Genomic DNA, 22,630 nt, shown 5'->3' on the forward strand with positions numbered 1-22,630 from the left:
CCTTCGTGCAGTTGGTCCTCTGCTGTGCTGGGGTCTCCGTCGGCCGGCGCCCGTGACGGGCGCCGGCCGGCGACTGCGAGTCATATGGAGCAGATGGTCATCATCTCTTTCGTACGACGACGAAGTCCGCGAGCGCCGTGAGCTGCGCCCGCACGGTTTCGGGCATGTCCACACCATGCAGCGCCTCGATGGCGACCGCATGCTGACGACGGGCCTCCTGGGCGGTCCACTCGCGGCCGCCCGCCTCCTCGATGAGCGCCGCACGGGCGGCGAACTCCTCTTCGGAGAAGCTGTCGAAGTCGTTGCTCTTCGCGTCGGCGGCGAGCAGTTCACCCAGACGCTCCGAGGCCGGCCCACCCGCGGCGAGCGCGGCGACGACCGGCAGGGACTTCTTGCGCTGGCGCAGATCGCTCCAGGTCTGCTTGCCGGTGGACTCCGGGTCGCCCCAGATCCCGAGCAGGTCGTCGACCGCCTGGAAGGCGAGGCCGAGGTGGTAGCCGTACGCCTCCAGGACGTCGGCGGTGCGGTCGTCGGCGCCGCCGAGCACCGCGCCGATGGAGCAGGCGCAGGCGAGCAGGGCGCCCGTCTTGTTGCCCTCCATCTCCAGGCACTCCTCGACGGTGACCCGCTCGCGGTGCTCGTAGGAGATGTCCTGGGCCTGCCCGTCGATGAGCTTGCGGGTGGCCGAGGTCAGCCGGCGGGCCGCGCGGCCCGCCTCGACGGTGCCGAGCTCCAGCAGGATCTCGTTGGCCAGGGCGAACAAGGCGTCGCCGACGAGGATCGCCTGGGCGGGGCCGTGCACCTTCCACACCGTGTCGCGGTGGCGCCGCTGCTCGTCGCCGTCCATCAGGTCGTCGTGCAGCAGCGAGAAGTTGTGCACGAGTTCGACGGCCACCGCGCCGGGGATGCCGGCCTCGGCGGCGGCGCCGGCCGCCTCCGCGGACAGCAGGGCCAGCGCCGGGCGGACGGCCTTGCCGCCGTCGCCGTCGGCGGGCCTGCCCTGGGCATCGATCCAGCCGAAGTGATACGCGGCCACGGTGTCCATGGGCGGTGCGAGCCGGTCAACGGCGGCCCGGAGCACCGGCGCGGAAAGGGCCCGTCCGCGCTCCAGAAGCGCGGTGACGTCCGTGGTCTCCGCCACGGTGTCGGAAGCCGGATTCGCCGGGGTCACTGACTCTCCTCTTGTTCCGGTGGTACTGCTCATGCCGCCTCCTGCAGCGGATGTTCGTGGGGGCGGCCGAGCGCCAGGAGTGCGGCATCCGCGGCGCCGGCACCGCTACGGACGGCGCCCTCCATGGTGGCGGGCCAGCCGGTGGCGGTCCATGCGCCGGCCAGGAAGAGACCGGGGACGCGGGTGCGCGTCCCCGGTCGCAGCCGGCCGACGCCGGGCGCGGGCGCGAAGGTCGCCGTCCGCTCCCGGGTGACGAAGAAGTCCCTGATCCCGGCCCCGCGGGCGGCGGGCAGCAGCCGCTCCAGCTCGGGCAGGTAGCGCGCGCGGAGCTCGGCGACGGGCAGCTCGATCTCCTCGTGGGCGGCGGACTGGGAGACCGCGAGGTACTGGCCCGGGCCGGTGAGGCCGGAGGCCTCGGTCCGGTCGAAGACCCACTGCACCGGCGAGCCGAGCGCGGCGAAGAAAGGCTGCCTGAGCACCTTGCGGTCGTAGACCACGTGCACGTTCAGGATCGGCGAGGTGCCGATCTCCAGCAGCCGCTCCGGTGCGTCGATCGCGCCCTCGGGCAGCAGGTCATGGGCCTCGCGCTGCGGTACGGCCAGCACGACGGTGTCCGCCTCGATCCGTTCGGCGCCGGTGTCGACCACCCAGCGTCCGTCGTCGGTACGGGTGAGCGCGCCGGCCCTCGTCCGCAGTTCGGTGCGGACGCCGGCGGAGTCCAGGGCCTTGCGGCTGAGGGTGTCGTGGACGTCCCCGAGCGGCACGGAGGCCCAGCCGATGTCGGCTGCGCCGGGCTCGGAGAGGAGGCCGGTCTTGAAAACCTTCGCGGCGAGCGCGAGCGAGGAGTTCGGTGCGGTGGCGTTCAGCGTGGCCACGCCGACGAGATCCCAGAGTGCCTCGACGGTGCGGGGCGACTGGCCGTGCCGGGCGAGCCAGCTGCCGAAGTCGATGTCGTCGAGTGCGGGGTCGTCCGGGTCGAGCCGGCCGAGGGCCAGCGCGGCCCGCCCGACGCTCGCGCGCTCGGCGAGCGAGAGGTGCGGATAGGCGGCGAGTCCGGCGGCGAGGTGGAGCGGGACCGGGAGGCCGTTGCGGCGCAGCCGCCCGAGGCGGGGGCCCGCAAGCCGTCCCACGTCGAGAACGGGCACGTCCAAACGGTTTTGCAGCGGCGCCAGCGCCGCCCCGTCGACCCGGTCGAGGAACCAGCGGTAGGCCGTGCAGCAGCGCAGATAGACATGCTGGCCGTTGTCGACCGTCAGCTCGCCGCGCCGGAAGGAGAAGGCCAGGCCGCCGAGGCGGGGCCGTCCTTCGAGCAGGGTCACGTCAAGCCCGGCGTCGGCCAGCCGCAGGGCCGCCGTCACACCGGCGAGCCCGCCCCCGATCACGACCGCGCGCGAGGAACGCAGGGTGTCGTCCGTCATGCGTCCCCCTCTCGCCAGGTCTGTTCAGTCAGGGACGCATGCGCACGGCAGAGGGTTGCCCGCCGCACGGAGTGATCATCCATGATGCACATGGTGCGCGAGATGTCCGCGTGAGGCATTCAGACACGCCCCCTGATCGTGCGGCGAGAGATGTGGCGTGCGTCGAGGCCCGACAGGCCGCGCACGGCCACGTACGCCTTCTCGTGGCCCGGGAGCGAGACCCGGCCTCGCAGCACGGCCTCGGGGTCGCGCTCGATCCGGTCGAGGAGCCGCCGGTAGATGCCGGCCATGGCCGCGACACAGGCGCCGCTGCGCCGGTCGAGCATCGGCAGCAGGCGGTAGCCCTCGGCGAAGAGGGCGCGGGCGCGCCGGACCTCGAAGTGGACGAGCCCGGCGAAGTCGGAGCCGGGCGGCGGAGTGGCCCGGTGGAAGCCGGCGGAACAGCCGAACTTGGCGAGGTCGTCGGCGGGCAGGTAGGTCCGCCCGTTGCCCGCGTCCTCGCGCACGTCACGCAGGATGTTCGTCAGCTGGAGCGCGAGGCCGAGCGTGTCGGCGTACTCCGCGGCGCGCTCCGTGCCCGGCGCGCCGGGTTCCGTGCCGAAGACGCCCAGGCTGAGGCGGCCGATGGCGCCGGCGACGCACCGGCAGTAGATCTTGAGGTCGTCCCACGTCTCGTAGGTCGCACCGCGCACGTCCATGAGCACGCCGTCGATGAGCTCGTCGAGCCCTTCGAGCGGCAGCGGGAAGCGGCGGGCGGCGTCGGCGAGCGCGACGGCCACCGGGTCGGTGTCGTCCTCGTCGACCGCTCCGCCACGGATCCGGTCCAGCACCGCGCGGGTGCCCTCCAGTCGGACGCGCTTGGTCTCCGGCTCCAGCTCGCCGTCACCGATGTCGTCGACCCGCCGGGAGAACGCGTACAGGGCCGACATGGCCTGCCGCTTCTCGACGGGCAGCAGCCTGATGCCGTACGCGAAGTTACGCGCCTGCTGTCCGGTGACCGCCTCGCAGTAACTGTATGCGGCCTGTACCGGTGCCGACATGTACGTCGTCTGTCCCTCCACGGTCCGGCTCACCCCTCTCTACGCGCTCTTCGCAAAACAACTCCCACCTCGCGCAGCAGGCTGGGCTTGGTGGGTTTGGGGGGTCCGGGCAGTACGTCGAACCCGGCGGCCGCGATCGCGGTGAGGGCGGCACGCCCCCCTCCCACGAATCCGGCGAGAAGCAGCTTGAGCCTGCCGTGGACGCTACCCACCAGAGGGGTGCCTTCATTCAGCAGATCTCCGGCACGTTCGGCCTCGTACGCGATCAGCGCCCGCACCGATGCGCTCCCGGAGGGCGCCGCCAGGTCGGATTCGGTGACATGGAATCCGGCCATGTCGTCGGCCGGGAGATAGATCCGGTCACGGCCGAGGTCCTCGGTCACGTCCTGCAGGTGCTCGACGATCTGCAGCGCCGTGCAGACGGCGTCGGAGCGGCGGACGCGCTCGGGACTGGCGGTGCCGGTCAGCTGGAGCACGAGGCGGCCGACGGGGTTCGCGGAGAGCTCGCAGTAGGCGAGGAGCTCCTCGTACGTCCCGTAGCGGCGGATCTTCTGGTCCTGCCGGTTGGCCTCGATGAGGCCGAGGAAGGGTTCGGGAGTGAGCGCGCGGCGCCGCACGGTGGGGCGCAGTGCCTGCAGGAGGGGGTGGTGCGGCGTCTCGCCGGTGGCGGCGAAGATCCGGCGCAGGTCCGTCTCCAGCGCGTCGAGCATCGCGAGCCGGTCCTCGCCCCCGGCCCGGTCGAGACCGAGATGCCGGGCGTCGGCGCCGCCGGGGGCGAGGTCGCCGTCACCGATGTCGTCGACGAGCCGGGCGAAGCCGTAGACGGCCATCAGGTCGTCGCGCCAGGCGCGCGGCAGGAAGAAGGGGGCCACCGGGAAGTTCTCGTCGGCTGCCTTGTCAAGGGTTCCGGGTACGGCGGAATCAAGCCGCGCCTGCGGGGTACGGGTCACTGCGGACCGCCCTGCGCGAGGACGGCGTGAGCACCTCGGAGCTGGAGATCTTCCGTCATAGCCGTCACATCTCCCGTTCTACACTGCTGACCCAAAACATCCCATTCCGGACACGCCGCCCGCTCTCCCGAGTGCGGGGGCCGACGACCAGCCGTCCCCCCAGGCGGTATCGCCCCACTTGCCACGAATCAGCACCGGTACAGCTTACGTTGTACAACGCTCATCCATACGCCGGGGTGTGGGGCGCGCAACACCTGCGCGCTTGGCCTTGTCAACTTTCCCCTTGTGCAAGGAAATTGACGTCATCCGGCGGGAGGAGATCTTGCCGGGCGCCGTACGACGAGCCGTGGACGGCCCGGACGCCGCCGACGATCCGGGAGCAGCACAGCGGCCTTTGCCGGAAGGCTCCGGCAAAGGCCGCTGCGGTACGCGACTTCGGTGACGCCCTACTTGCCCGTCTCGCGCTCGTACGCCTTCAGGACCTCGTCGGTCGGACCGTCCATCAGCAGTTCGCCCCTTTCCAGCCACAGCACCCGGTCGCAGGTGTCCCTGATCGACTTGTTGCTGTGGCTGACGAGGAAGACGGTGCCGGCCTCCTTGCGGAGCTCCCGGATGCGCTCCTCGGAGCGGATCTGGAACTTGCGGTCACCGGTCGCCAGCGCCTCGTCGATCATGAGGACGTCGTGGTTCTTGGCGGCCGCGATGGAGAAGCGCAGCCTGGCCGCCATGCCGGAGGAGTACGTCCGCATCGGCAGGGTGATGAAGTCGCCCTTCTCGTTGATGCCGGAGAAGTCCACGATGCTCTGGTATCGCTCGCGGATCTCCTCGCGGCTCATTCCCATGGCGAGCCCGCCGAGCACCACGTTGCGCTCGCCCGTCAGATCGCTCATCAGCGCCGCGTTCACGCCGAGCAGCGAGGGCTGTCCGTCCGTGTACACCTTGCCGCTCTCGGTCGGCAGCAGTCCGGCGATGGCCCGCAGCAGGGTGGACTTGCCGGAGCCGTTCGTACCGATGAGCCCGATGGCCTCGCCGCGGTAGGAGGTGAAGGAGACGCCGCGCACGGCGTGCACCTTGCGGACACCCCGCTCCTCGCCCTTGCCGCGGCGCAGTATCCGGCTCAGTGCCGCGGTGGCGCCGCCCTTGCCACCGCCGCCGCCGTTGACGCGGTACACGATGTGCACGTCGTCGGCGATCACGGTGGGGATGCGCCCCGCGGTGTTGTCCTCAGCCACGGCCGTACCGCTCCTCTGCCTTCCAGAAGTACACAAAGCCCGCCGCGCCCACCAGGAGCGCCCAGGCGAGACCCACGACCCAGACATGCGCCGGCAGGTTCTCGGAGCCGTAGCCGTCGATCATCGCGAAACGGATCAGGTCCATGTAGATGGCCGCCGGGTTGTACTGCAGCACATCGGCGATCCAGGCCGGCTTGTCGGCGAGCATCACCGGGATGGAGAACATCACGCCGGAGGCGTACATCCACGTCCGCATGACGAACGGCATGAGCTGGGCCAGGTCGGGCGTCTTGGCCCCGAGCCTCGCCATGATCAGCGCCAGCCCGGTGTTGAAGAAGAACTGCAGGACCAGCGCGGGAATCACCAGCAGCCAGGACAGCCGCGGGTAACTGCCGAATCCGACGGTCACCGCGACCAGCACGATCATCGAGTACAGCAGCTGCTGGAGCTGCTGGAGCGAGAACGAGATGGGCAGCGAGGCGCGCGGGAAGTGCAGCGCCCGCACCAGGCCGAGGTTGCCGGAGATCGCTCGGACCCCGGCCATCACCGAGCTCTGGGTGAAGGTGAAGACGAAGACCCCTGTCACCAGGAAGGGGATGAAGACCTCGGGTTCCATCCCCTTCTTCGTGCCGAGGATCAGGCCGAAGATGACGAAGTAGACCGCGGCGTTCAGGAGCGGGGTGGCCACCTGCCACAACTGACCCAGCTTGGCCTGGCTGTACTGGGCGGTCAGCTTGGCCCGGGAGAACGCCATGATGAAGTGGCGTCGCCCGCGGAGCTGGCGCACGTACTCGAAGAGCCCGGGCCGGGCGCCGCTGACCGTCAGGCCGTACTTCGTGGCCAGACCGGCTGGGCTCAGGCCGTCATCGACCGAGGGCGGGGTGCTCAACGCAACAGCACCGTCATGGGTTGTGTCACTCACCAGATGAAACTCTCGTATTCAAAACGCGCGGCCAGTCGCGGGCGCGGCTCAGGGCGGACAGGTCCCGACAAGAAAATTTACGCCTCATGCTCCCAGAGGCGAACCCTCTCAGATCACCGGAGGCCGGCCGAGTCTGGTCAGCCGCCATACCGTACGCCACTTCATCGGGCGTCGCGGTCCGCAGGGTGTCGACCACCCTTCCCGGAAGCCTCCGAACCAGGCCTTCAGCGCGGGGCCCGAGGGCTTGCGGAGCAGGGTCAGCAGCAGCCACACCCCGAGATACACGGGAACCAGGGGCGCGGGAAGGTTGCGCCGCGCCAGCCAGACCCGGTTCCGGGCGACCATGCGGTGGTAGACGGCATGGCGGGACGGAGCGGTCGTGGGGTGGTTGAGGACCATGTCCGCGCGGTAGTCGATCAGCCAGCCGGCGTCCAGCGCCCGCCAGGCGAGATCGGTCTCCTCGTGCGCGTAGAAGAAGTCGCCCGGCAGCGGGCCGACCTCGGCGATGACCCGGGTGCGTACGGCGTTGGCGCCGCCGAGGAAGGTCGTCACCCGTGACGAGCGCATCGGGTCGGCGGCGCGCAGCCGCGGTACATGGCGGCGCTGGGTCTCACCGGTGTCGGGGTCGGCGATCCGGAAGCTGATGATGCCGAGCTTCGGGTCGGCCTCGAACGCCTGCCGGCACAGCTCGGCGGTGTCGGTGAGCGGCAGGTGCCCGTCGTCGTCGAGGAAGAGCAGGGCGTCGACGTCGGCACCGGACGGGCCGAAGGCCTCGATGCCCACGTTGCGGCCGCCGGGGATGCCCAGGTTCTCGGGCAGCTCGACGGTCCGCACGCCTGCGGGGACCTCCGGGACGGCGGAACCGTTGCCGACGACGACCACCTCGATCCGGTCGCCGTCCTGCTTGGCGACCGAGTCGAGCAGGGCACGCAGCTCGGCCGGGCGGTTGCCCATCGTGATGATGACCGCGCCGAGTTTCATGGGGGAGCTCACTTCAGCCTGCTCGATGCCAGGACCGACACGAGGTGGAGGAGGGTCTGGAGCAGGGCGATACCGGCCAGCACCGCGACCGCGAGGCGGCTGAAGAAGAGGTCGTCGCGGACCGCGTCCAGGACGGCCGCGACCAGAATGACCAGCGACGCCTCGACGCACAGGATCAGCCGGTGGAACTTGAGCGCACCGGCGGCCCGGCGGGCGAACGCCATGCCGGAGGAGCGCGGCTCGGAGGCGGACTCCTTGACCGGCGGCAGCCCGCCCTGGTGGCGTGCGACCCCGACCAGGTCGGTCTCGGCCTTGATCAGGATGGCGCCCAGCGCGGCGAGCGTGCCCAGGAAGGCCCACAGCCAGTCGATCCGCCCGGTGCCCCACAGGTCCGCGGCGCGCAGGCCGAAGCCGACCAGCACGGCGGCGTCACAGAGATAGGCGCCGACCCGGTCCAGGTAGACCCCGCCCAGGGAGAACTGCTTCTTCCAGCGGGCGAGCTCGCCGTCGACACAGTCCAGCAGCAGGTAGAGCTGGACCATGAGGACGCCGAGCAGCGCACCGGGGATACCCGGAACGAGCAGGGCCGGAGCGGCGAGCACACCGGCGACGGTCATCAGGTAGGTCAGCTGGTTGGGCGTCACCTTGGTGTTCACCAGGTACCGGTCCACACGCAGCGAGACCTCGCGCATGTATATCCGGCCCGCCCAGTGTTCGCCGCTGCGCCGGTCCTTGACGCCCGGGGGGTGAACGACAGGACGGAGTTCAGCTACTGATGGTCTTGGCATAGTCGGCGTACGCGTCCCTGATCTGGTCGGTGGACAGGTTGAGGTGCTCCAGGACCGTGAAACGTCCCGGACGGGTCTGCGGGGCGTAGTCGACGGCCTGGACGAACTCGTCGACGGTGAAGCCGATCTCCTCGGGCACGACCGGCAGCCCGTGCCGGCGCAGGACCTCGGCGAAGAAGCCGGACTCCTCGCGGGCGCCGCGCAGGTGCATGGCGAAGGCGGCGCCGAGGCCGACCTGCTCACCGTGGCTGGCTGCCCGCTTGGGAAAGAGCAGGTCGAAGGCGTGGCTGATCTCGTGGCAGGCGCCGGACGACGGGCGGGTGTCACCGCTGATCGAGATGGCGATGCCGGAGAGCACCAGCGACTCGGCAAGGACCGTGAGGAACTCGTCGTCGGCGACGGTGCCGGGGTGCCGCAGGACGGCTTCGCCGGCGGTACGGGCCATGGCGGCGGCCAGTCCGTCGATCTGCTCGTTGTTGACCTGGTGCGAGAGCTCCCAGTCGGCGATCGCGGAGATGTTGGAGATCGCGTCGCCGACGCCCGAACGCACGAAGCGGTCCGGGGCCTGGCGGATCACCGAGAGGTCGATGACCATGGCGATCGGCATCGGGACGCCGTAGGAGCCGCGGCCGTTGTCGTTGTCCAGGGTGGCGACGGGTGAGCAGAGACCGTCGTGCGCGAGGTTCGTGGCGACCGAGACGAGCGGCAGGCCGACCCGGGCCGCGGCGTACTTCGCCACGTCGATGATCTTGCCGCCGCCGAGGCCGACCACGGCGTCGTAGCGCTTGCCCTTGATGTCGTCGGCCAGCTTCACGGCGGCGTCGATGTTGCCGCCGGCGACGCAGTACCAGTCGGCGCCCGGCAGGGCCGGGGCGAGCGTCTCGCGCAGGGCCTGCCCGGAGCCGCCGCTGATGGCGATCGCGAGCTTGCCGGATGCGGAGATCCGCTGGTCGACGAGGAGACCGGCGAGGTCGTCCATGGCGCCCCGGCTGATGTCGACGAAGACCGGGGAGGGAATGAGTCGGGTCAGTACCGGCACGCGATCTCCCTGCCCTTCGCGAGGTCGTCGTGGTTGTCGATCTCGACCCAGGTGACCTCGCCGATCGGGGCCACGTCGACGGTGAAGCCGCGGTTGACGAGCTCCTGGTAGCCGTCCTCGTAGTAGAGGTCCGGGTCCCGCTCGAAGGTGGCCTTGAGCGCGTCGGCGAGCTCCTCGGCGGCCTCGGCCTCGATGAGGGTGACGCCGATGTACTCGCCGGTGGCGGTGGCCGGGTCCATCAGCTTCGTGATCCGCTGCACGCCCTTGTCACCGTCGGTGATGACCTTCATCTCCTCGTCGGCGAGGTTCTTCACCGTGTCGAGGGCGAGGATGATCTTCTGGCCCTTGCCGCGCGCGTCCAGCAGGGTCCGCTCGACGGAGACGGGGTGCACGGTGTCGCCGTTGGCGAGGATCACTCCGCGCTTGAGGACCTCGCGGGCGCACCACAGCGAGTAGGCGTTGTTCCACTCCTCGGCCTTGTCGTTGTCGACGAGGGTGAGCTTCAGGCCGTACTTCGCCTCCAGCTCCTCCTTGCGGTCGTACACGGCTTCCTTGCGGTAGCCGACGACGATCGCGACCTCGGTGAGCCCGATCTCGGCGAAGTTGGCCAGCGTGAGGTCGAGGACCGTCTTGTCGCCGTCCACGGGCACGAGGGCCTTGGGGAGGGTGTCGGTGTAGGGGCGCAGGCGCCGTCCTGCGCCGGCTGCCAGTACGAGGCCGATCATGCGGGTTCTCCTTCGTCGTGAACGGCGGGCGCCCCGGAGGACACCCAGAAACGGATGGATTCCACGAGCACGACCAGTGCCACGGCGACCGCGAGGGCGGTGAGGGCCACGGTGAAGTCGGAGGCCCCCGTGAGTACGGCGGCGAGTACGGCCACCACCAGGGTCCGGCCCTCGTGACCGCCGATCGCGCGCACCAGCCACTTCGGCGGGGCGCCGGTGCCGCCTCGGATGCGGTACACCGTGTCGTAGTGATGGTAGGCGACCGCCGAAACCAGGCCGAAGGCCGCGGGAAGCGCTCCGTCGATGTCGCTGCGCGCGGCCAGGATGAGGATCGTGCAGTACTCCGCCGCCCGGAAGACGGGGGGTACGAGCCAGTCGAGTGCGCCCTTGAGCGGGCGGGCGACGGCTATGCCGGAGCAGATCGCGTAGAAGACGGCGGCGGCGATCATCTGCCGGCTGCCGAAGGGCTGCTGCAGTGCGGCGGCGATCAGCGCGCCGGTACCGACGACCGCCACCACGGGGGCGCTCCAGGCGCCGGGGATCCGGGGGCCGCGGGCCGCCACGAGTTCGGCGACCGGACCGGAGTCGGCGAGGTCGGCGAGCGCCTGGGCGGCGCGGTCGGTGCGGCGGGCCTTGCGGGTCAGGGACCGCAGCAGCCGGCCGGCGGTGGTGTAGCAGGCCGCGAAGGTGCAGCCGACGAGGAGCGCGTAGAAGACGATCCGCGGGGTGGTCAGCGCGGTCAGTACGGCGATCATCGCCCAGCGCTCACCGATCGGGAGCACGATCATGCGGCGCACCCAGACCGTCCAGCCGACGCTGTCGAGCTTGTCGGAGAGGGCGGCCGTGGGGCTGGAGTTCGCGACCGCGTCGTGGTTCGCCTCGTTGAACGAGAAGTCGATCACGTGGCGGCAGGACTGGAGCACCATCGCGCCGAGCGCCAGCGCCCAGACGTCGTCACCGCCGCGTGCCGCGCCGAGGGCGAGACCCGCGTAGTAGGCGTACTCCTTGGCCCGGTCGAAGGTGGCGTCGAGCCAGGCGCCCATCGTCGAGTACTGCAGCGAGTAGCGGGCGAGCTGCCCGTCGGTGCAGTCCAGCACGAAGGAGAAGAGGAGGAGGAGCCCGGCGGCGACGTATCCGCCGCGGGTGCCGGTGGCGGCGCAGCCGGCCGCGACCAGCGCGGTCAGCAGGGACGCGGTGGTGACCTGGTTCGGGGTGAAGCCGCGGCGCGCGCACCAGCGGGCGATGTAGCGCGAGTACGGGCTGATGCAGTACGTGGTGAAGAAGCCGTCGCGGGCCTTCACCGCGCCGCGCAGCCGGACCGCCTCGTCGTCGACGGCGGCGACGGCGGACTGTGCGGTGACGCGTGCGGCCCCGTCCGCCGGCACGGTGGCGACGAGCGAGCCGAGCTCCGGGCGCTGGACCGCGGTGCCTTCGGCGTCCATGGTGGCGGCGAGCCGGCCGGGCACGGTGCGGTCGGTGACCGTGACGGTGTTGCCGGGCGGGCCTGGGGGGACGCCTGCGCCGACCGCCTCGGTGGTGGTGCGCAGGGCCCGGACCAGGGCGGGACGCGCCTCGGGCTGCGCGGTGAGCGCTCCGGGAACGGTGGCGGCGGGGAAGCGGGGGTCGGTCAGTCCGAGCCGTAGGGCGTGAACATGACCGACGAAGCGGGGGTCGACGAGGGCGACGCGGCTCTCGGCCGGCACCGCCGACAGCAACCGGGCCGCCTCGGTGACGTCGGCGGCGGTCTGTACGTCGAAGCCCAGTGACCTCAGATCGTCATGGAGCGAGGATCCGGGTACCGGAGCACCTGTGAGAATGGCGGTCGACAGACGAACTCACTCCTTGGTGCTGACACGGGTCGGCGCGCGACAGTGCGGCCCTTGATATGGCCGGCGGCATGTCGGCAGAGGCTATCGGATGAACGGAAGCGGGAGTTCACTGCCCGTTTGTGCTCCGTTCCGGGGGGACCGGCATCATCCGGCCCCGTCCGCGATCATCATCGTCGATGGCCGCCCCGCCTGACAAAACACGGGTCCCGCGTCACAGGGGGCGGGCATGCGACGCCGTGCCCCCGTCGCCCGACCCTCTAACCTGGCCGCCATGACATGGCTGATCACCGGCGGAGCCGGATACATCGGGGCCCACGTGGTGCGGGCGATGAGGGGAGCCGGAGAGAGGGTGGTCGTGCTCGACGACCTCTCGACGGGCAATCCGGACCGGCTGGCGGACGACGTGCCGCTGGTCCGGGGCTCGGCGGCCGACCGTGCGCTGCTGGACCGGGTGCTCGCGGAGCACGGGGTGACCGGTGTGGTGCATCTCGCAGCGAAGAAGCAGGTCGGCGAATCCGTCGAGAAGCCGCTTCTCTACTACCGGGAGAACGTCACCGGGCTGAACATCCTCCTGGAGGCCGTCGCGGCCGCCGGGGTGCGGCGCTTCCTGTTCTCGTCGTCGGCCGCGGTCTACGGCGTACCGGAGGCGGAGATGATCACCGAGGCGGCCCCCTGCGTCCCGATCAGTCCCTACGGCGAGACCAAACTCGCCGGCGAGTGGCTGGTGCGGGCGGCCGGGCAGGCCCACGGGATGTCCACCGGCTGCCTGCGCTACTTCAACGTGGCGGGCGCCGCCGAGCCGCAACTGTCGGACACGGGCGTCTTCAACGTGATTCCGATGTTCTTCGACCGGCTGACCCGCGGTGAGGCGCCTCGGATCTTCGGGGACGACTACGCCACACCGGACGGCACCTGCATCCGCGACTACATCCACGTGGCCGATCTGGCCGACGCGCATCTGGCCGTGGCCCGGCAGCTGGCCGCGCAGGACGGACCCGGGGACCTGACCGTGAACATCGGCCGCGGAGAGGGCGTCTCGGTGCGCGAGCTCGCCGATCTGGTGGCGGAGGTCACCGGCCACGAGCTGAAGCCGGAGATCGAGCCGCGCCGCGCCGGGGACGCCGCGAAGGCGGTCGCCTCGTGCGAGCGGATGTCCGGGGAGCTGGGCTGGACGGCCGGGCGCGGGGTGCGCGAGATGGTCGAGTCGGCCTGGCAGGGCTGGCTGCTGCACCACCCCGGCCCGGTGGCCGGGTAGGCGGTCCAGCGGGCCGGTCCGCCGCTCTGACCTGCAAGCATTTCCGCAGGTCAGAGCAGTTGACAACGGTGTTCAGTGCCGTGTTGCCCAATACCCCCCACCCGTAGTTCACTGGCAGTGCCGAACGGCGATGTCTGCCCCGTCAGGCGCGTGCGTGCTGGACGACGCGACGGGGCAGAGCTCGCCGGGAGGGGCACCGGGGCGTGCTTGGAAGGCAGCGCCGTCCGCCCGCAGGGCAGGCGGGACTTTCAGAGCACAACCCGGGCCCGGACCGTTCGCGTCCGGGTCCGCAGACGACCGGGAGGCGTCCCCATGGGGGCAGGGCACGATCACGGACATGCGCACGGAGGGCCCGCGCCCACCGGCACGGCGGCCGCCGCGTACAGGGGGCGACTGAGGATCGCGCTGGGCATCACGCTCGCCGTGGCGGTCATGGAGGTCGTCGGAGGTGTGCTGTCGGGCTCCCTCGCGCTGATCGCGGACGCCGCCCACATGGCGACCGACGCCCTCGGGCTGGGCATGGCCCTGCTGGCGATCCACTTCGCGAACAAGCCGGCCGGGCCGAACCGGACCTTCGGCTACGCCCGTGCGGAGATCCTCGCCGCGCTGGCCAACTGTGTCCTGCTGCTCGGGGTGGGCGGCTATCTGCTCTTCGAGGCGGTGGAGCGTTTCATCACCCCGGCCGAGACCCGGGGCGGTCTGACGATCGCCTTCGCCCTGGTCGGCCTGGTCGCGAACATGGTGTCGCTGTCCCTGCTGATGCGCGGGCAGAAGGACAGCCTCAACGTGCGCGGCGCCTATCTGGAGGTGCTGGCGGACGCCCTGGGCTCGGTGACCGTGCTGGTCTCGGCGGGCATCATCCTGGCGACGGGCTGGCAGGCCGCGGACCCGGCCGCGTCCCTGGTCATCGGGCTCATGATCGTCCCCCGCACGGTGAAGCTGCTCCGCGAGACGCTGAACGTCCTCCTGGAGTCGGCGCCGCCGGGGGTCGACATGAGTGAGGTGCGGGACCACATCACAGCCCTGCCCGGGGTGCTGGACGTCCATGACCTGCATGCCTGGACGATCACCTCGGGAATGCCGGTCCTCTCCGCCCATGTGGTGGTGCATCAGGAGTTCCTCGACTCGATCGGGCACGAGAAGCTCCTCCATGAACTGCAGGGCTGTCTCGGCGACCACTTCGACGTCGAGCACTGCACCTTCCAGCTGGAGCCGAGCGGCCACGCCGAGCACGAGGCGAGGCTCTGCCACTGACGCGGGGCCGGGCGAACCCGCGGTGTAGGGTTTTCGCAGCGATGTACGAATCACTCAAGGGCTGCCCACGTTGACCGACGACGACCATTCTCTGGACGACTCGCCTCTTCCTTCCCTTTCCTCCCCGCATGATCGCGATCCGGGGCACCCGCCCGCCGGAATCCGCTGGGCCACCCGTCCCGAAACCGCTGCCGACATCGCCGCCGTGCACGCGGTCAACGCCGCCGCGTTCCCGACGGAGGCCGAAGCCGACCTGGTCGACGCCCTGCGCGAGGACCCGTCGGCCTGGCTGCCCGGGCTCGCGTACGTCGCCGAGGCGCCCGACGGATCCCTCGCCGCCTGCGCCCTGCTGACCCGCTGCCTGGTCGCAGGCGAACCCGCACTCGCACTGGCTCCGGTGGCAACCGCCCCCGCGTATCAGCGCCGTGGCGCGGGGCAGGCCGTCGTACGGGCCCTGCTCGATGCCGCACGCTTGCGCGGGGAGTCACTGGTCCTGGTGCTCGGCCATCCCGAGTACTACCCGAAGTTCGGTTTCGTGCCCGCTTCGCGGTACGGAATCCGGCCGGGATTCGAGGTGCCCGACGAGGCGATGATGGCCCTGGTCCTCGATGGTTCCGCGGCCGTCGCGCGGGGCACGATCGAGTATCCGGCGGCGTTCGGGGTCTGACGCGCCGTCCGGACCCGGCGCGCCCGGGTGGTGCGGCGGGGCCGGACATGCCAGCACCCGAAGTGCGGACAAGCCGCTTTTGTACGGCAGACTTGAGCAGACTCGACGGGACCGGCGCTCGGGGCCGAGTCCATAGCGAAGGATGGGTATGCCGACCACACCAGCCACCGCGGCGAACAACTCGTCGAACGGCGCAGCAGAAGCGATCATGCTCGAACTGGTCGACGAGAACGGCACCACCATCGGCACGGCGGAGAAGCTCGCCGCCCACCAGGCACCGGGTCAACTGCACCGGGCGTTCTCCGTGTTCCTCTTCGACGAGCAGGGCCGGCTGTTGCTCCAGCGCCGCGCACTCGGCAAGTACCACTCCCCCGGTGTCTGGTCCAACACCTGCTGCGGCCACCCCTATCCGGGTGAGGCGCCCTTCGCCGCCGCCGCCCGGCGGACGTACGAGGAGCTGGGTGTCTCGCCCTCGCTGCTGGCCGAGGCGGGCACGGTGCGCTACAACCACCCGGATCCCGCGTCGGGTCTGGTCGAGCAGGAGTTCAACCACCTCTTCGTGGGCATGGCCCAGGAGCAGTTGCGGCCGGATCCCGAGGAGGTGGGCGAGACGGCCTTCGTGACGGCCGGGGAGCTGACCGAGCGGCATGCCCGGGCGCCCTTCTCCGCCTGGTTCATGACGGTGCTGGACGCCGCCCGTCCCGCGATCCGGGAGCTGACCGGACCGTCTGCGGGCTGGTAGGCGCGACCCGCCGGCGCGGAGGGGTCACAGCCGTGTGCTGAGCGGCAGGGCCGCCCAGATGACCTTTCCGCCGCCTGCGGTGTGCTCCACGTCGCAGGTGCCGCCCGCTTCCCGGGTGATCTCACGGACGAGCAGGAGCCCGCGCCCGCCGGTCTGCGCGTAGTCCGTCTCCAGGGCCGTCGGCCGGTAGGGGTGGTTGTCCTCGACGGACACCCTGATCCACTCGGCGCCCACGGCGACCTCGACCGCGAGCTCGGGCGAGAGCAGTGCGGCGTGCTTCACGGCGTTGGTCGCCAGTTCGGAGACGATGAGCAGCAGACCCTGGGCGATGTCGTCGTCCACGGGGACGCCCTGGCGCTCCAGCAGATCGCGTACGGCGTGCCGGGCCTGGGGTACGGAGACGTCCGTTGCCGGGGCGGTGAACCGCCAGACCCCTTCGTACGACACGGGCCGGGCGGGGACACTCCCGCGGCTCTCCATTGTCCGTACCCGCTCTCCACTCGGTGGTGACTGCACGTCGAGTACAGGGTGCGGGGCGTAGTCGGCCCGGTCCGTAGCACTGAACAGAAGTCGACTCCAATCGACGGAACTTGACCGGATCAGCGAGACTTCGTCAGCTTTCGGACCGCTTCTGCTCTTCCTCCGAGAGGCTGTCCGCGTCGGTGCCGGGCGCCATCTGATCCGAGACCATGGACACGATCCGCCGGCCGCCGACACCGATCGCGATGAGCCCCAGCCCGTCGAAGAGCAGCGCGAGCGAGAAGAAGCAGCCGAGCACGTAGAGGCTGCTGTGCGGCCAGTCGAAGAGGACCAGCAGCCCGAGCAGCAGTCCGAACGCGCCCTGCAGCAGCGTCCAGCCGAACTGGGGCCCGCGCACCACGACGCTGCCGACGAGGCGGAACACCCCACCCGTGAGGAACAGCAGCGCGGCGAACATGGTCAGCGCCTCGGCGGTGCCGTGGGGGTGGCGGATGACGACGACTCCGGCGGCGATGTTCAGCGCCGCGACCACCACGCCCAGCCAGAAGTAGCTGGTGCCGCGCGACTGGATCGCGTGGAGCAGCCCGACCAGGCCGCCGATGAGCAGCAGCCAGCCGAAGAGGATCATCGAGGTGAGCGTCGCGACGCCCGTGTAGACGAGGCCGACCAGGCCGGCGACGACGAGCAGGATGCCGAGCAGGGCCAGACCGCTGAAACTGCGGTGGAGCTTCCTGCCCTCTTTGACGGGATCGGCCACCAGACACTCCTCAGGGTGCGTACCTGCTTCGCGACCCCTTCTTGATCATAGGTTCGAACGCCATGGATAGCATCCGGCGTATGGACCGTACGGAACCCAGGCTGGAGCACACCGTCACGGACGGCGTCGCCACCGTCGTCATCAGCAACCCCGCCAAGCGCAACGCGATGACGGCCGCGATGTGGCAGGCGCTGCCGCTGCTGCTCGAAGGGCTCGCCGCCGACCAGTCGGTGCGCGCCCTGGTGCTGACCGGCGCCGGGGACACCTTCTGTGCCGGCGCGGACATCTCCTCGCTCCGCGACCCCTCGGGCGCCCCGCAGGGGCTTGCCGTGGAGGCGGAGGAGGCGCTGGCCGCCTTCCCCCGGCCGACGATCGCCGCGGTGCGCGGCTACTGCGTGGGCGGGGGCAGCCAGCTGGCGGCCGCCTGCGATCTGCGGTTCGCGCAGGAAGGGGCCTCGTTCGGCGTCACCCCGGCGAAGCTGGGCATCGTCTACCCCGCCTCGTCGACGCGGCGGCTGGTCGCGCTCACCGGGCCGGCGACCGCCAAGCACCTGCTGTTCTCCGGTGAGCTGATCGGGACGGACCGGGCGCTGCGGACCGGTCTGGTGGACGAGGTGCTGCCCGCGGGAGAGCTGGACAAGCGGGTCGGGGCGTACGTACGGACGCTGGTGTCCCGTTCGCAGCTGACCCAGGCGGCGGCCAAGGAGTTCGCCGCGGGGCGCGAGGACCGGGACGCGCACTGGGCGGACCAGGCGCGCCGCAGCGGCGACACCGCGGAAGGCGTCGCCGCGTTTCTGGAGCGCCGCTCGCCCCGTTTCACCTGGCCGGCCTGAGCGCAGGACCTGCCACTCGGCCTGTGCCGGCTATTCGGTCTGTTCGAGCTATTCGAGGATGAAGCGGCTCCTGGCTCGCCACTGCTCGACCATGGCGGCCGGGGCCTTCTCGGGTGATCCCGCGTCGTAGGGCGGCTGCGGGTCGTACTCCGCCAGCAGTTGCACGGCCTGGGCGTGCTCGTCACCGGCGATCCGGCCGAGGAGGGTGAGGCCCATGTCGATGCCGGCCGAGACGCCCGCGGCGGTGACGTACTTGCCATCGGTGACCACGCGTTCACCGGTCGGCTCCGCGCCGTACGTCTTCAGTGTGTCCAGCGCGAGCCAGTGCGAGGTGGCGCGCCGCCCCGTCAGCAGTCCCGCGGCCGCGAGCAGCAGCGATCCGGTGCAGACGGAGGTCGTCCAGGTGCTGGTCGCGTCGACCCGGCGCAGCCAGCCGAGGAGGGTCTCGTTGTCCATCTGGGCGCTCTGCCCGGGGCCGCCGGGGACGATCACCAGGTCCGGTGCCGGGACGTCGTCCAGTGTCCGGTCGGCGACCAGCGCCAGGCTGCCGCCGCTGTCGTTGCGCACCGCGCCGGCCGACTCTGCGACGAACACGGTCTCGGCGCCGGGCGCCCGGCTCAGCATCTCGTACGGTCCCACGGCGTCCAGCGCCGTGAAGCGGTCGAAGAGGACGATGGCGATCTGCATGGGCGGGTGCCTGCCTTCCGGTCAGTGGGCGAACTGCTTCGTGGTGGTGGCGGGGTCGCCCGCCGGGCGGGGGCTGAACCGCCGCCGGTATTCGGCGGGGCCCGTGCCCAGCGCCTTGAGGAACGCCCGGCGCATGGCCTCCGGGGTTCCGTAGCCGCAGGTGCTCGCGATCCCGGTGACTCCGTCGGTGGTGTCCTCCAGGAGCCGGCGGGCCTGTTCGAGGCGCACCCGGTCGACGTACCGGCCGGGGGTCATGCCGGTCTCCGCCTGGAAAGCGCGGGCGAAGTGGCGCGGCGAGAGCCGGGCGCGGGCGGCGAGGGATTCGACGGAGAGGTCCTCGCCGGGGTGTTCGGTGATCCAGTGCTGGACCTCGCGCAGCGGTTCGCGACGGGCCGTCTGAGCGGTGAGCTGGGCACTGAACTGGGACTGGTTCCCGGGTCTGCGCAGAAAGACCACCAGGTGACGCGCCACCGTGAGGGCCACCTCCCGGCCGTGGTCCTCCTCGACGAGCGCGAGTGCGAGGTCGATGCCCGCGGTGACCCCGGCGGAGGTGGCGAGCCGGCCGTCGCGTACGAAGATCGGCTCGGGGTCGACCTCGACCGCCGGATAGGTGCGCGCCAGGTGGTCGCAGACGTTCCAGTGGGTGGTCACCCGGTGCCCGTCCAGCTGTCCGGCCGCGGCGAGGAGCAGGGCGCCGCTGCAGACGGAGACGAGCCGTTCGGGGCGCGGGCCGTGCAGGCGCAGCCAGTCGATGAGGCCGGGGGCGGGGTCGCGGGTGCCCTCACCGCCCGGGACGAGGAGGGTGTGGGGTGTCGCGGCGTCGGCGAGGCTGCCGTCGGGGACCAGCACGAGACCGCTGGACGAACGCACCGGCGCGCCGTCCAGGGAGGCGGTGCGCAGCTCGTACGTGACCTCCGGGAACCCCGAGGCACCGGCGAAGACCTCCAGGGGCCCGGTGACATCGAGGCTCTGGATGCCGTCGAAGAGGACGACGAGGACGGATCGCTGCTTCATGTCAGCCATCCTGGGCAGCCGGATGGAAGGCCGCAATGACGGGTTGCCCACCTTTCCTGCCATTCCGGGATGCGGCGTGATTCACCGGGCCCTGGGGTTCCGACACGTACCGACCAGTCGGTAACGTGCGGGTATGAGTACTCTTCCGCCCCGTGCCGGACGCCGCTGCCACAACGCCCTCAACCCGCTGCACTCCGCGCTCTACTTCTCCCCCGACCTCGGCAAGGAGCTCGGCGGGATCGGGATCGATGATCCGTCCGCCGCCTACTTCGCCTCGCGTGCGGCCGCCATGGGCGCGGTCGGTCCGGGCACGGTCACCGCCACCTTCTACAACTTCAACCACGAGCTCGTGGCCAGGCACGTGCCCGCCGTCTGGGACATCGCGTCGCCCGAGGCGGTCCTGACAGCGCGGCTGCGTGCCGCCGACTCGACGCTGCGCCGGCTGCTGGGCGAGGAGGTCATCGCCTCCCCCGAGATGGCCGAGGCGGCCCGGCTGGCCCTGCGCGCCACCGAGGGCTGCACGCGACACGCCCGGCCGCTCTACGCGGCGCACGCCGACCTCCCGGTGCCGGAGCAGCCGCACCTGGCGTACTGGCACGCCGCGACACTCCTGCGTGAGCACCGCGGCGACGCGCATCTCGCCGCGCTCCTCGCGGCCTCGCTCGACCCGATGGAGGCCCTGGTCAGCCACACGGCCACCGGCAAGGGCATGGCGCCGCGCTGGATCCTGGCCAGCCGCGGCTGGCGGCGCACCGACTGGGAGGACGCGTCCGCGCGGCTGCGCGGGCGTGGACTGCTCACCGCCGAGGGTGAATTGACGGAAGAGGGCACCGCGCTGCGGACCGGCCTGGAGGAGACCACGGACCGGATGGACCTGGCACCGTACGAGCATCTCGGCGGCGCGGGCGTGGCCCGGCTGACGGAGCTGGGGCGCGGATTCCTCGGCATCGCACTGGCGGCCGGTGCGTTTCCGACGGACGCGACCGGCTGACCTGCCGGAAAACGGCGGCCGGTAACTGGGGTGGTCGGGCGACACGGCACGCGGCCACCCGGCACAATGCAGGCGAGTGGCTCCGGTTTCCGCCCGAACGGGCGGCCCGGGCCCGACCAGCACAGCCAGCAGGAGAAGGCGAGTCGGTAGAACCGTGACGACGTCCATCGAAGGCAGGATCGCCGAGGAGCTCGGCGTACGCGAGCGACAGGTGAAGGCGGCCGTCGAGCTGCTCGACGGCGGATCGACCGTGCCGTTCATCGCGCGCTACCGCAAGGAAGCGACCGAGATGCTCGACGATGCGCAGCTGCGCACGCTCGAGGAGCGGTTGCGGTATCTGCGGGAGCTGGAGGAGCGCCGGGCGGCGATCCTCGAATCCGTACGGGAGCAGGGCAAGCTCGACGAGGCGCTGGAGGCGCAGATCCGGGCCGCCGACACGAAGGCGCGGCTGGAGGACATCTATCTGCCGTTCAAGCCGAAGCGGCGGACCAAGGCCCAGATCGCCCGTGAGGCCGGTCTCGAACCGCTCGCCTCGGGCCTGCTCGACGACCCGTCGACGGACCCGCTCGCCGCGGCCGCGGCCTTCGTCGACGCGGACAAGGGGGTCGCGGACGCCGCGGCGGCCCTGGAGGGGGCCCGGGCCATCCTCACCGAGCGCTTCTCGGAGGACGCCGACCTGATCGGCGACCTGCGGGAGCGCATGTGGTCGCGCGGGCGGCTGATGGCCAAGGTGCGGGACGGCAAGGAGGAGGCGGGCGCCAAGTTCGCGGACTACTTCGACTTCGCGGAGCCGTTCACCGCGCTGCCCTCGCACCGGGTGCTGGCGATGCTCCGGGGCGAGAAGGAGGACGTCCTCGACCTGGTCCTGGAGCCGGAGGAGCCGTCCGAGACACCCGGCCCGTCCGGTTACGAGAACATGGTGGCCCGGCGCTTCGGGGTGAACGACCGCGGGCGCCCCGGCGACAAGTGGCTCGGTGACACGGTGCGCTGGGCGTGGCGGACCCGGATCCTCGTCCACCTCGGGATCGATCTGCGGCTGCGGCTGCGCACCGCGGCGGAGGACGAGGCGGTGCGCGTCTTCGCGTCCAACCTGCGCGACCTGCTGCTGGCCGCGCCGGCCGGCACGCGCTCCACGCTGGGGCTCGACCCCGGCTTCCGTACCGGGGTGAAGGTCGCCGTCGTCGACGCGACCGGCAAGGTCGTCGCGACCGATGTCATCTACCCGCACGTACCGGCCAACAAGTGGGACCAGTCGCTCGCCAAGCTGGAGCAGCTGGCGAAGGCGCACGATGTCGATCTGATCGCGATCGGCAACGGCACGGCGTCCCGCGAGACGGACAAGCTCGCCGGTGAACTGTGTGACAAGCACCCGGAGTTGAAGCTGACCAAGGTGATGGTGTCGGAGGCGGGCGCCTCCGTCTACTCGGCCTCGGCGTTCGCCTCGCAGGAACTCCCGGACATGGACGTGTCGTTGCGCGGCGCGGTCTCGATCGCGCGCCGTCTCCAGGACCCCCTCGCCGAGCTGGTGAAGATCGACCCGAAGTCCATCGGGGTCGGGCAGTACCAGCACGACCTGTCCGAGGTGAAGCTGTCGCGCTCGCTGGACGCCGTCGTCGAGGACTGTGTGAACGGGGTCGGGGTCGACGTCAACACCGCGTCGGCACCGCTGCTTTCACGGGTCTCCGGAATCGGTTCGGGGCTTGCGGAGAACATCGTGGCGCACCGCGACGCCAACGGCCCGTTCCGCTCCCGCAAGGGCCTCAAGGACGTGGCCAGGCTGGGCCCGAAGGCGTACGAGCAGTGCGCGGGCTTCCTGCGGATCCGGGGTGACGACCCGCTGGACGCGTCCAGCGTG

Annotated in this window: 22 protein-coding genes; 7 read left to right on the forward strand and 15 right to left on the reverse strand. The window is 71.1% G+C overall.

Annotated features, from left to right (window positions below; genetic code table 11):
- Positions 1 to 100 precede the first annotated feature (100 nt).
- The 11 genes from JGS39_RS09015 to JGS39_RS09065 form a co-directional block, all read right to left on the reverse strand.
- Positions 101 to 1,204: a polyprenyl synthetase family protein gene (locus JGS39_RS09015; protein ID WP_219568233.1), complete on the reverse strand. Its 1,104-nt coding sequence runs from the start codon at positions 1,202 to 1,204 to the stop codon at positions 101 to 103.
- On the reverse strand, positions 1,201 to 2,589 hold the full coding sequence (gene hpnE / locus JGS39_RS09020) for a hydroxysqualene dehydroxylase HpnE (protein ID WP_219568234.1): 1,389 nt from the start codon (positions 2,587 to 2,589) through the stop codon (positions 1,201 to 1,203). The genes JGS39_RS09015 and hpnE overlap by 4 nt, the downstream gene beginning before the upstream one ends.
- Positions 2,590 to 2,708: 119 nt before the next feature.
- Positions 2,709 to 3,629 carry a presqualene diphosphate synthase HpnD gene (hpnD, locus tag JGS39_RS09025; RefSeq protein ID WP_219568235.1) on the reverse strand — a complete coding sequence of 307 codons (921 nt, stop codon included), beginning with the start codon at positions 3,627 to 3,629 and terminating at the stop codon, positions 2,709 to 2,711.
- 29 nt (positions 3,630 to 3,658) lie between these two features.
- Positions 3,659 to 4,579 (reverse strand): squalene synthase HpnC, encoded by a 921-nt coding sequence (hpnC, locus tag JGS39_RS09030; RefSeq protein WP_219568236.1) that lies wholly within the window; start codon positions 4,577 to 4,579, stop codon positions 3,659 to 3,661.
- 446 nt (positions 4,580 to 5,025) lie between these two features.
- Positions 5,026 to 5,811: an ABC transporter ATP-binding protein gene (locus JGS39_RS09035; protein ID WP_219568237.1), complete on the reverse strand. Its 786-nt coding sequence runs from the start codon at positions 5,809 to 5,811 to the stop codon at positions 5,026 to 5,028.
- A complete protein-coding gene (locus JGS39_RS09040) occupies positions 5,804 to 6,733 on the reverse strand; it encodes an ABC transporter permease (protein ID WP_219568238.1) in 930 nt (309 codons plus the stop codon). Before JGS39_RS09040 ends, JGS39_RS09035 begins: the two co-directional genes overlap by 8 nt.
- Positions 6,734 to 6,841: 108 nt before the next feature.
- Positions 6,842 to 7,714: a glycosyltransferase family 2 protein gene (locus JGS39_RS09045; RefSeq protein WP_219568239.1), complete on the reverse strand. Its 873-nt coding sequence runs from the start codon at positions 7,712 to 7,714 to the stop codon at positions 6,842 to 6,844.
- 8 nt (positions 7,715 to 7,722) lie between these two features.
- Positions 7,723 to 8,502 (reverse strand): CDP-alcohol phosphatidyltransferase family protein, encoded by a 780-nt coding sequence (locus JGS39_RS09050; RefSeq protein WP_148016970.1) that lies wholly within the window; start codon positions 8,500 to 8,502, stop codon positions 7,723 to 7,725.
- Positions 8,480 to 9,541 (reverse strand): iron-containing alcohol dehydrogenase family protein, encoded by a 1,062-nt coding sequence (locus JGS39_RS09055; protein ID WP_219568240.1) that lies wholly within the window; start codon positions 9,539 to 9,541, stop codon positions 8,480 to 8,482. Before JGS39_RS09055 ends, JGS39_RS09050 begins: the two co-directional genes overlap by 23 nt.
- The gene (locus JGS39_RS09060) at positions 9,529 to 10,266 is read right to left on the reverse strand and encodes a phosphocholine cytidylyltransferase family protein (RefSeq protein ID WP_219568241.1); all 738 of its coding nucleotides are present in this window, start codon (positions 10,264 to 10,266) and stop codon (positions 9,529 to 9,531) included. The genes JGS39_RS09055 and JGS39_RS09060 overlap by 13 nt, the downstream gene beginning before the upstream one ends.
- Complete coding sequence (locus JGS39_RS09065; protein ID WP_371930478.1) at positions 10,263 to 12,038, reverse strand: DUF5941 domain-containing protein; 1,776 nt, start codon at positions 12,036 to 12,038, stop codon at positions 10,263 to 10,265. Before JGS39_RS09065 ends, JGS39_RS09060 begins: the two co-directional genes overlap by 4 nt.
- A gap of 328 nt (positions 12,039 to 12,366) precedes the next feature.
- On the opposite strand from JGS39_RS09065, the gene galE reads away from it, so the two are divergent.
- From galE to idi, 4 genes are all read left to right on the forward strand, one after another.
- Positions 12,367 to 13,350 carry a UDP-glucose 4-epimerase GalE gene (galE, locus tag JGS39_RS09070; RefSeq protein ID WP_219568242.1) on the forward strand — a complete coding sequence of 328 codons (984 nt, stop codon included), beginning with the start codon at positions 12,367 to 12,369 and terminating at the stop codon, positions 13,348 to 13,350.
- 312 nt (positions 13,351 to 13,662) lie between these two features.
- On the forward strand, positions 13,663 to 14,604 hold the full coding sequence (locus tag JGS39_RS09075) for a cation diffusion facilitator family transporter (RefSeq protein WP_219568243.1): 942 nt from the start codon (positions 13,663 to 13,665) through the stop codon (positions 14,602 to 14,604).
- 70 nt (positions 14,605 to 14,674) lie between these two features.
- A complete protein-coding gene (locus JGS39_RS09080) occupies positions 14,675 to 15,271 on the forward strand; it encodes a GNAT family N-acetyltransferase (protein ID WP_236063103.1) in 597 nt (198 codons plus the stop codon).
- A 148-nt stretch (positions 15,272 to 15,419) separates the two neighbouring features.
- Entirely contained in the window at positions 15,420 to 16,013 is a 594-nt protein-coding gene (gene idi / locus JGS39_RS09085; RefSeq protein WP_219568244.1) for an isopentenyl-diphosphate Delta-isomerase, read from the forward strand.
- A gap of 24 nt (positions 16,014 to 16,037) precedes the next feature.
- Here idi and JGS39_RS09090 read toward each other — a convergent pair whose 3' ends face one another.
- Positions 16,038 to 16,493: an ATP-binding protein gene (locus JGS39_RS09090; RefSeq protein ID WP_219568245.1), complete on the reverse strand. Its 456-nt coding sequence runs from the start codon at positions 16,491 to 16,493 to the stop codon at positions 16,038 to 16,040.
- Between the two features lie 133 nt (positions 16,494 to 16,626).
- Positions 16,627 to 17,250, reverse strand: coding sequence for an HdeD family acid-resistance protein (locus JGS39_RS09095; RefSeq protein ID WP_219568246.1), 624 nt, complete (start codon positions 17,248 to 17,250; stop codon positions 16,627 to 16,629).
- A gap of 80 nt (positions 17,251 to 17,330) precedes the next feature.
- On the opposite strand from JGS39_RS09095, the gene JGS39_RS09100 reads away from it, so the two are divergent.
- Positions 17,331 to 18,083, forward strand: a complete 753-nt coding sequence (locus tag JGS39_RS09100) for an enoyl-CoA hydratase/isomerase family protein (RefSeq protein WP_219568247.1) — start codon at positions 17,331 to 17,333, stop codon at positions 18,081 to 18,083.
- A 48-nt stretch (positions 18,084 to 18,131) separates the two neighbouring features.
- Here the strand turns inward: JGS39_RS09100 and JGS39_RS09105 are convergent, their stop codons facing one another.
- Together JGS39_RS09105 and JGS39_RS09110 are read right to left on the reverse strand one after the other, a co-directional pair.
- Positions 18,132 to 18,770 carry a DJ-1/PfpI family protein gene (locus JGS39_RS09105; protein ID WP_219568248.1) on the reverse strand — a complete coding sequence of 213 codons (639 nt, stop codon included), beginning with the start codon at positions 18,768 to 18,770 and terminating at the stop codon, positions 18,132 to 18,134.
- 21 nt (positions 18,771 to 18,791) lie between these two features.
- Positions 18,792 to 19,784, reverse strand: coding sequence for a GlxA family transcriptional regulator (locus JGS39_RS09110; RefSeq protein ID WP_219568249.1), 993 nt, complete (start codon positions 19,782 to 19,784; stop codon positions 18,792 to 18,794).
- Between the two features lie 133 nt (positions 19,785 to 19,917).
- On the opposite strand from JGS39_RS09110, the gene JGS39_RS09115 reads away from it, so the two are divergent.
- Positions 19,918 to 20,775, forward strand: coding sequence for an SCO6745 family protein (locus tag JGS39_RS09115; protein ID WP_219568250.1), 858 nt, complete (start codon positions 19,918 to 19,920; stop codon positions 20,773 to 20,775).
- 154 nt (positions 20,776 to 20,929) lie between these two features.
- Positions 20,930 to 22,630, forward strand: a 1,701-nt coding sequence (locus JGS39_RS09120; RefSeq protein ID WP_219568251.1) for a helix-hairpin-helix domain-containing protein, incomplete at its 3' end; no start/stop codon positions are given.

Origin of the sequence: Streptomyces poriferorum, assembly GCF_019399235.1 — a bacterium.
In the GTDB taxonomy this organism is placed as follows: domain Bacteria; phylum Actinomycetota; class Actinomycetes; order Streptomycetales; family Streptomycetaceae; genus Streptomyces; species Streptomyces poriferorum.

Bases quoted from the DNA above. Each gene is read 5' to 3' on its own strand.
- JGS39_RS09015 (WP_219568233.1), bottom strand. From the start codon at position 1,204: ATGAGCAGTACCACCGGAACAAGAGGAGAGTCAGTGACCCCGGCGAAT.
- hpnE (WP_219568234.1), bottom strand. From the start codon at position 2,589: ATGACGGACGACACCCTGCGTTCCTCGCGCGCGGTCGTGATCGGGGGC.
- hpnD (WP_219568235.1), bottom strand. From the start codon at position 3,629: ATGTCGGCACCGGTACAGGCCGCATACAGTTACTGCGAGGCGGTCACC.
- JGS39_RS09045 (WP_219568239.1), bottom strand. From the start codon at position 7,714: ATGAAACTCGGCGCGGTCATCATCACGATGGGCAACCGCCCGGCCGAG.
- JGS39_RS09050 (WP_148016970.1), bottom strand. From the start codon at position 8,502: ATGCCAAGACCATCAGTAGCTGAACTCCGTCCTGTCGTTCACCCCCCG.
- JGS39_RS09060 (WP_219568241.1), bottom strand. From the start codon at position 10,266: ATGATCGGCCTCGTACTGGCAGCCGGCGCAGGACGGCGCCTGCGCCCC.
- galE (WP_219568242.1), top strand. From the start codon at position 12,367: ATGACATGGCTGATCACCGGCGGAGCCGGATACATCGGGGCCCACGTG.
- JGS39_RS09075 (WP_219568243.1), top strand. From the start codon at position 13,663: ATGGGGGCAGGGCACGATCACGGACATGCGCACGGAGGGCCCGCGCCC.
- idi (WP_219568244.1), top strand. From the start codon at position 15,420: ATGCCGACCACACCAGCCACCGCGGCGAACAACTCGTCGAACGGCGCA.
- JGS39_RS09090 (WP_219568245.1), bottom strand. From the start codon at position 16,493: ATGGAGAGCCGCGGGAGTGTCCCCGCCCGGCCCGTGTCGTACGAAGGG.
- JGS39_RS09100 (WP_219568247.1), top strand. From the start codon at position 17,331: ATGGACCGTACGGAACCCAGGCTGGAGCACACCGTCACGGACGGCGTC.
- JGS39_RS09105 (WP_219568248.1), bottom strand. From the start codon at position 18,770: ATGCAGATCGCCATCGTCCTCTTCGACCGCTTCACGGCGCTGGACGCC.
- JGS39_RS09110 (WP_219568249.1), bottom strand. From the start codon at position 19,784: ATGAAGCAGCGATCCGTCCTCGTCGTCCTCTTCGACGGCATCCAGAGC.
- JGS39_RS09115 (WP_219568250.1), top strand. From the start codon at position 19,918: ATGAGTACTCTTCCGCCCCGTGCCGGACGCCGCTGCCACAACGCCCTC.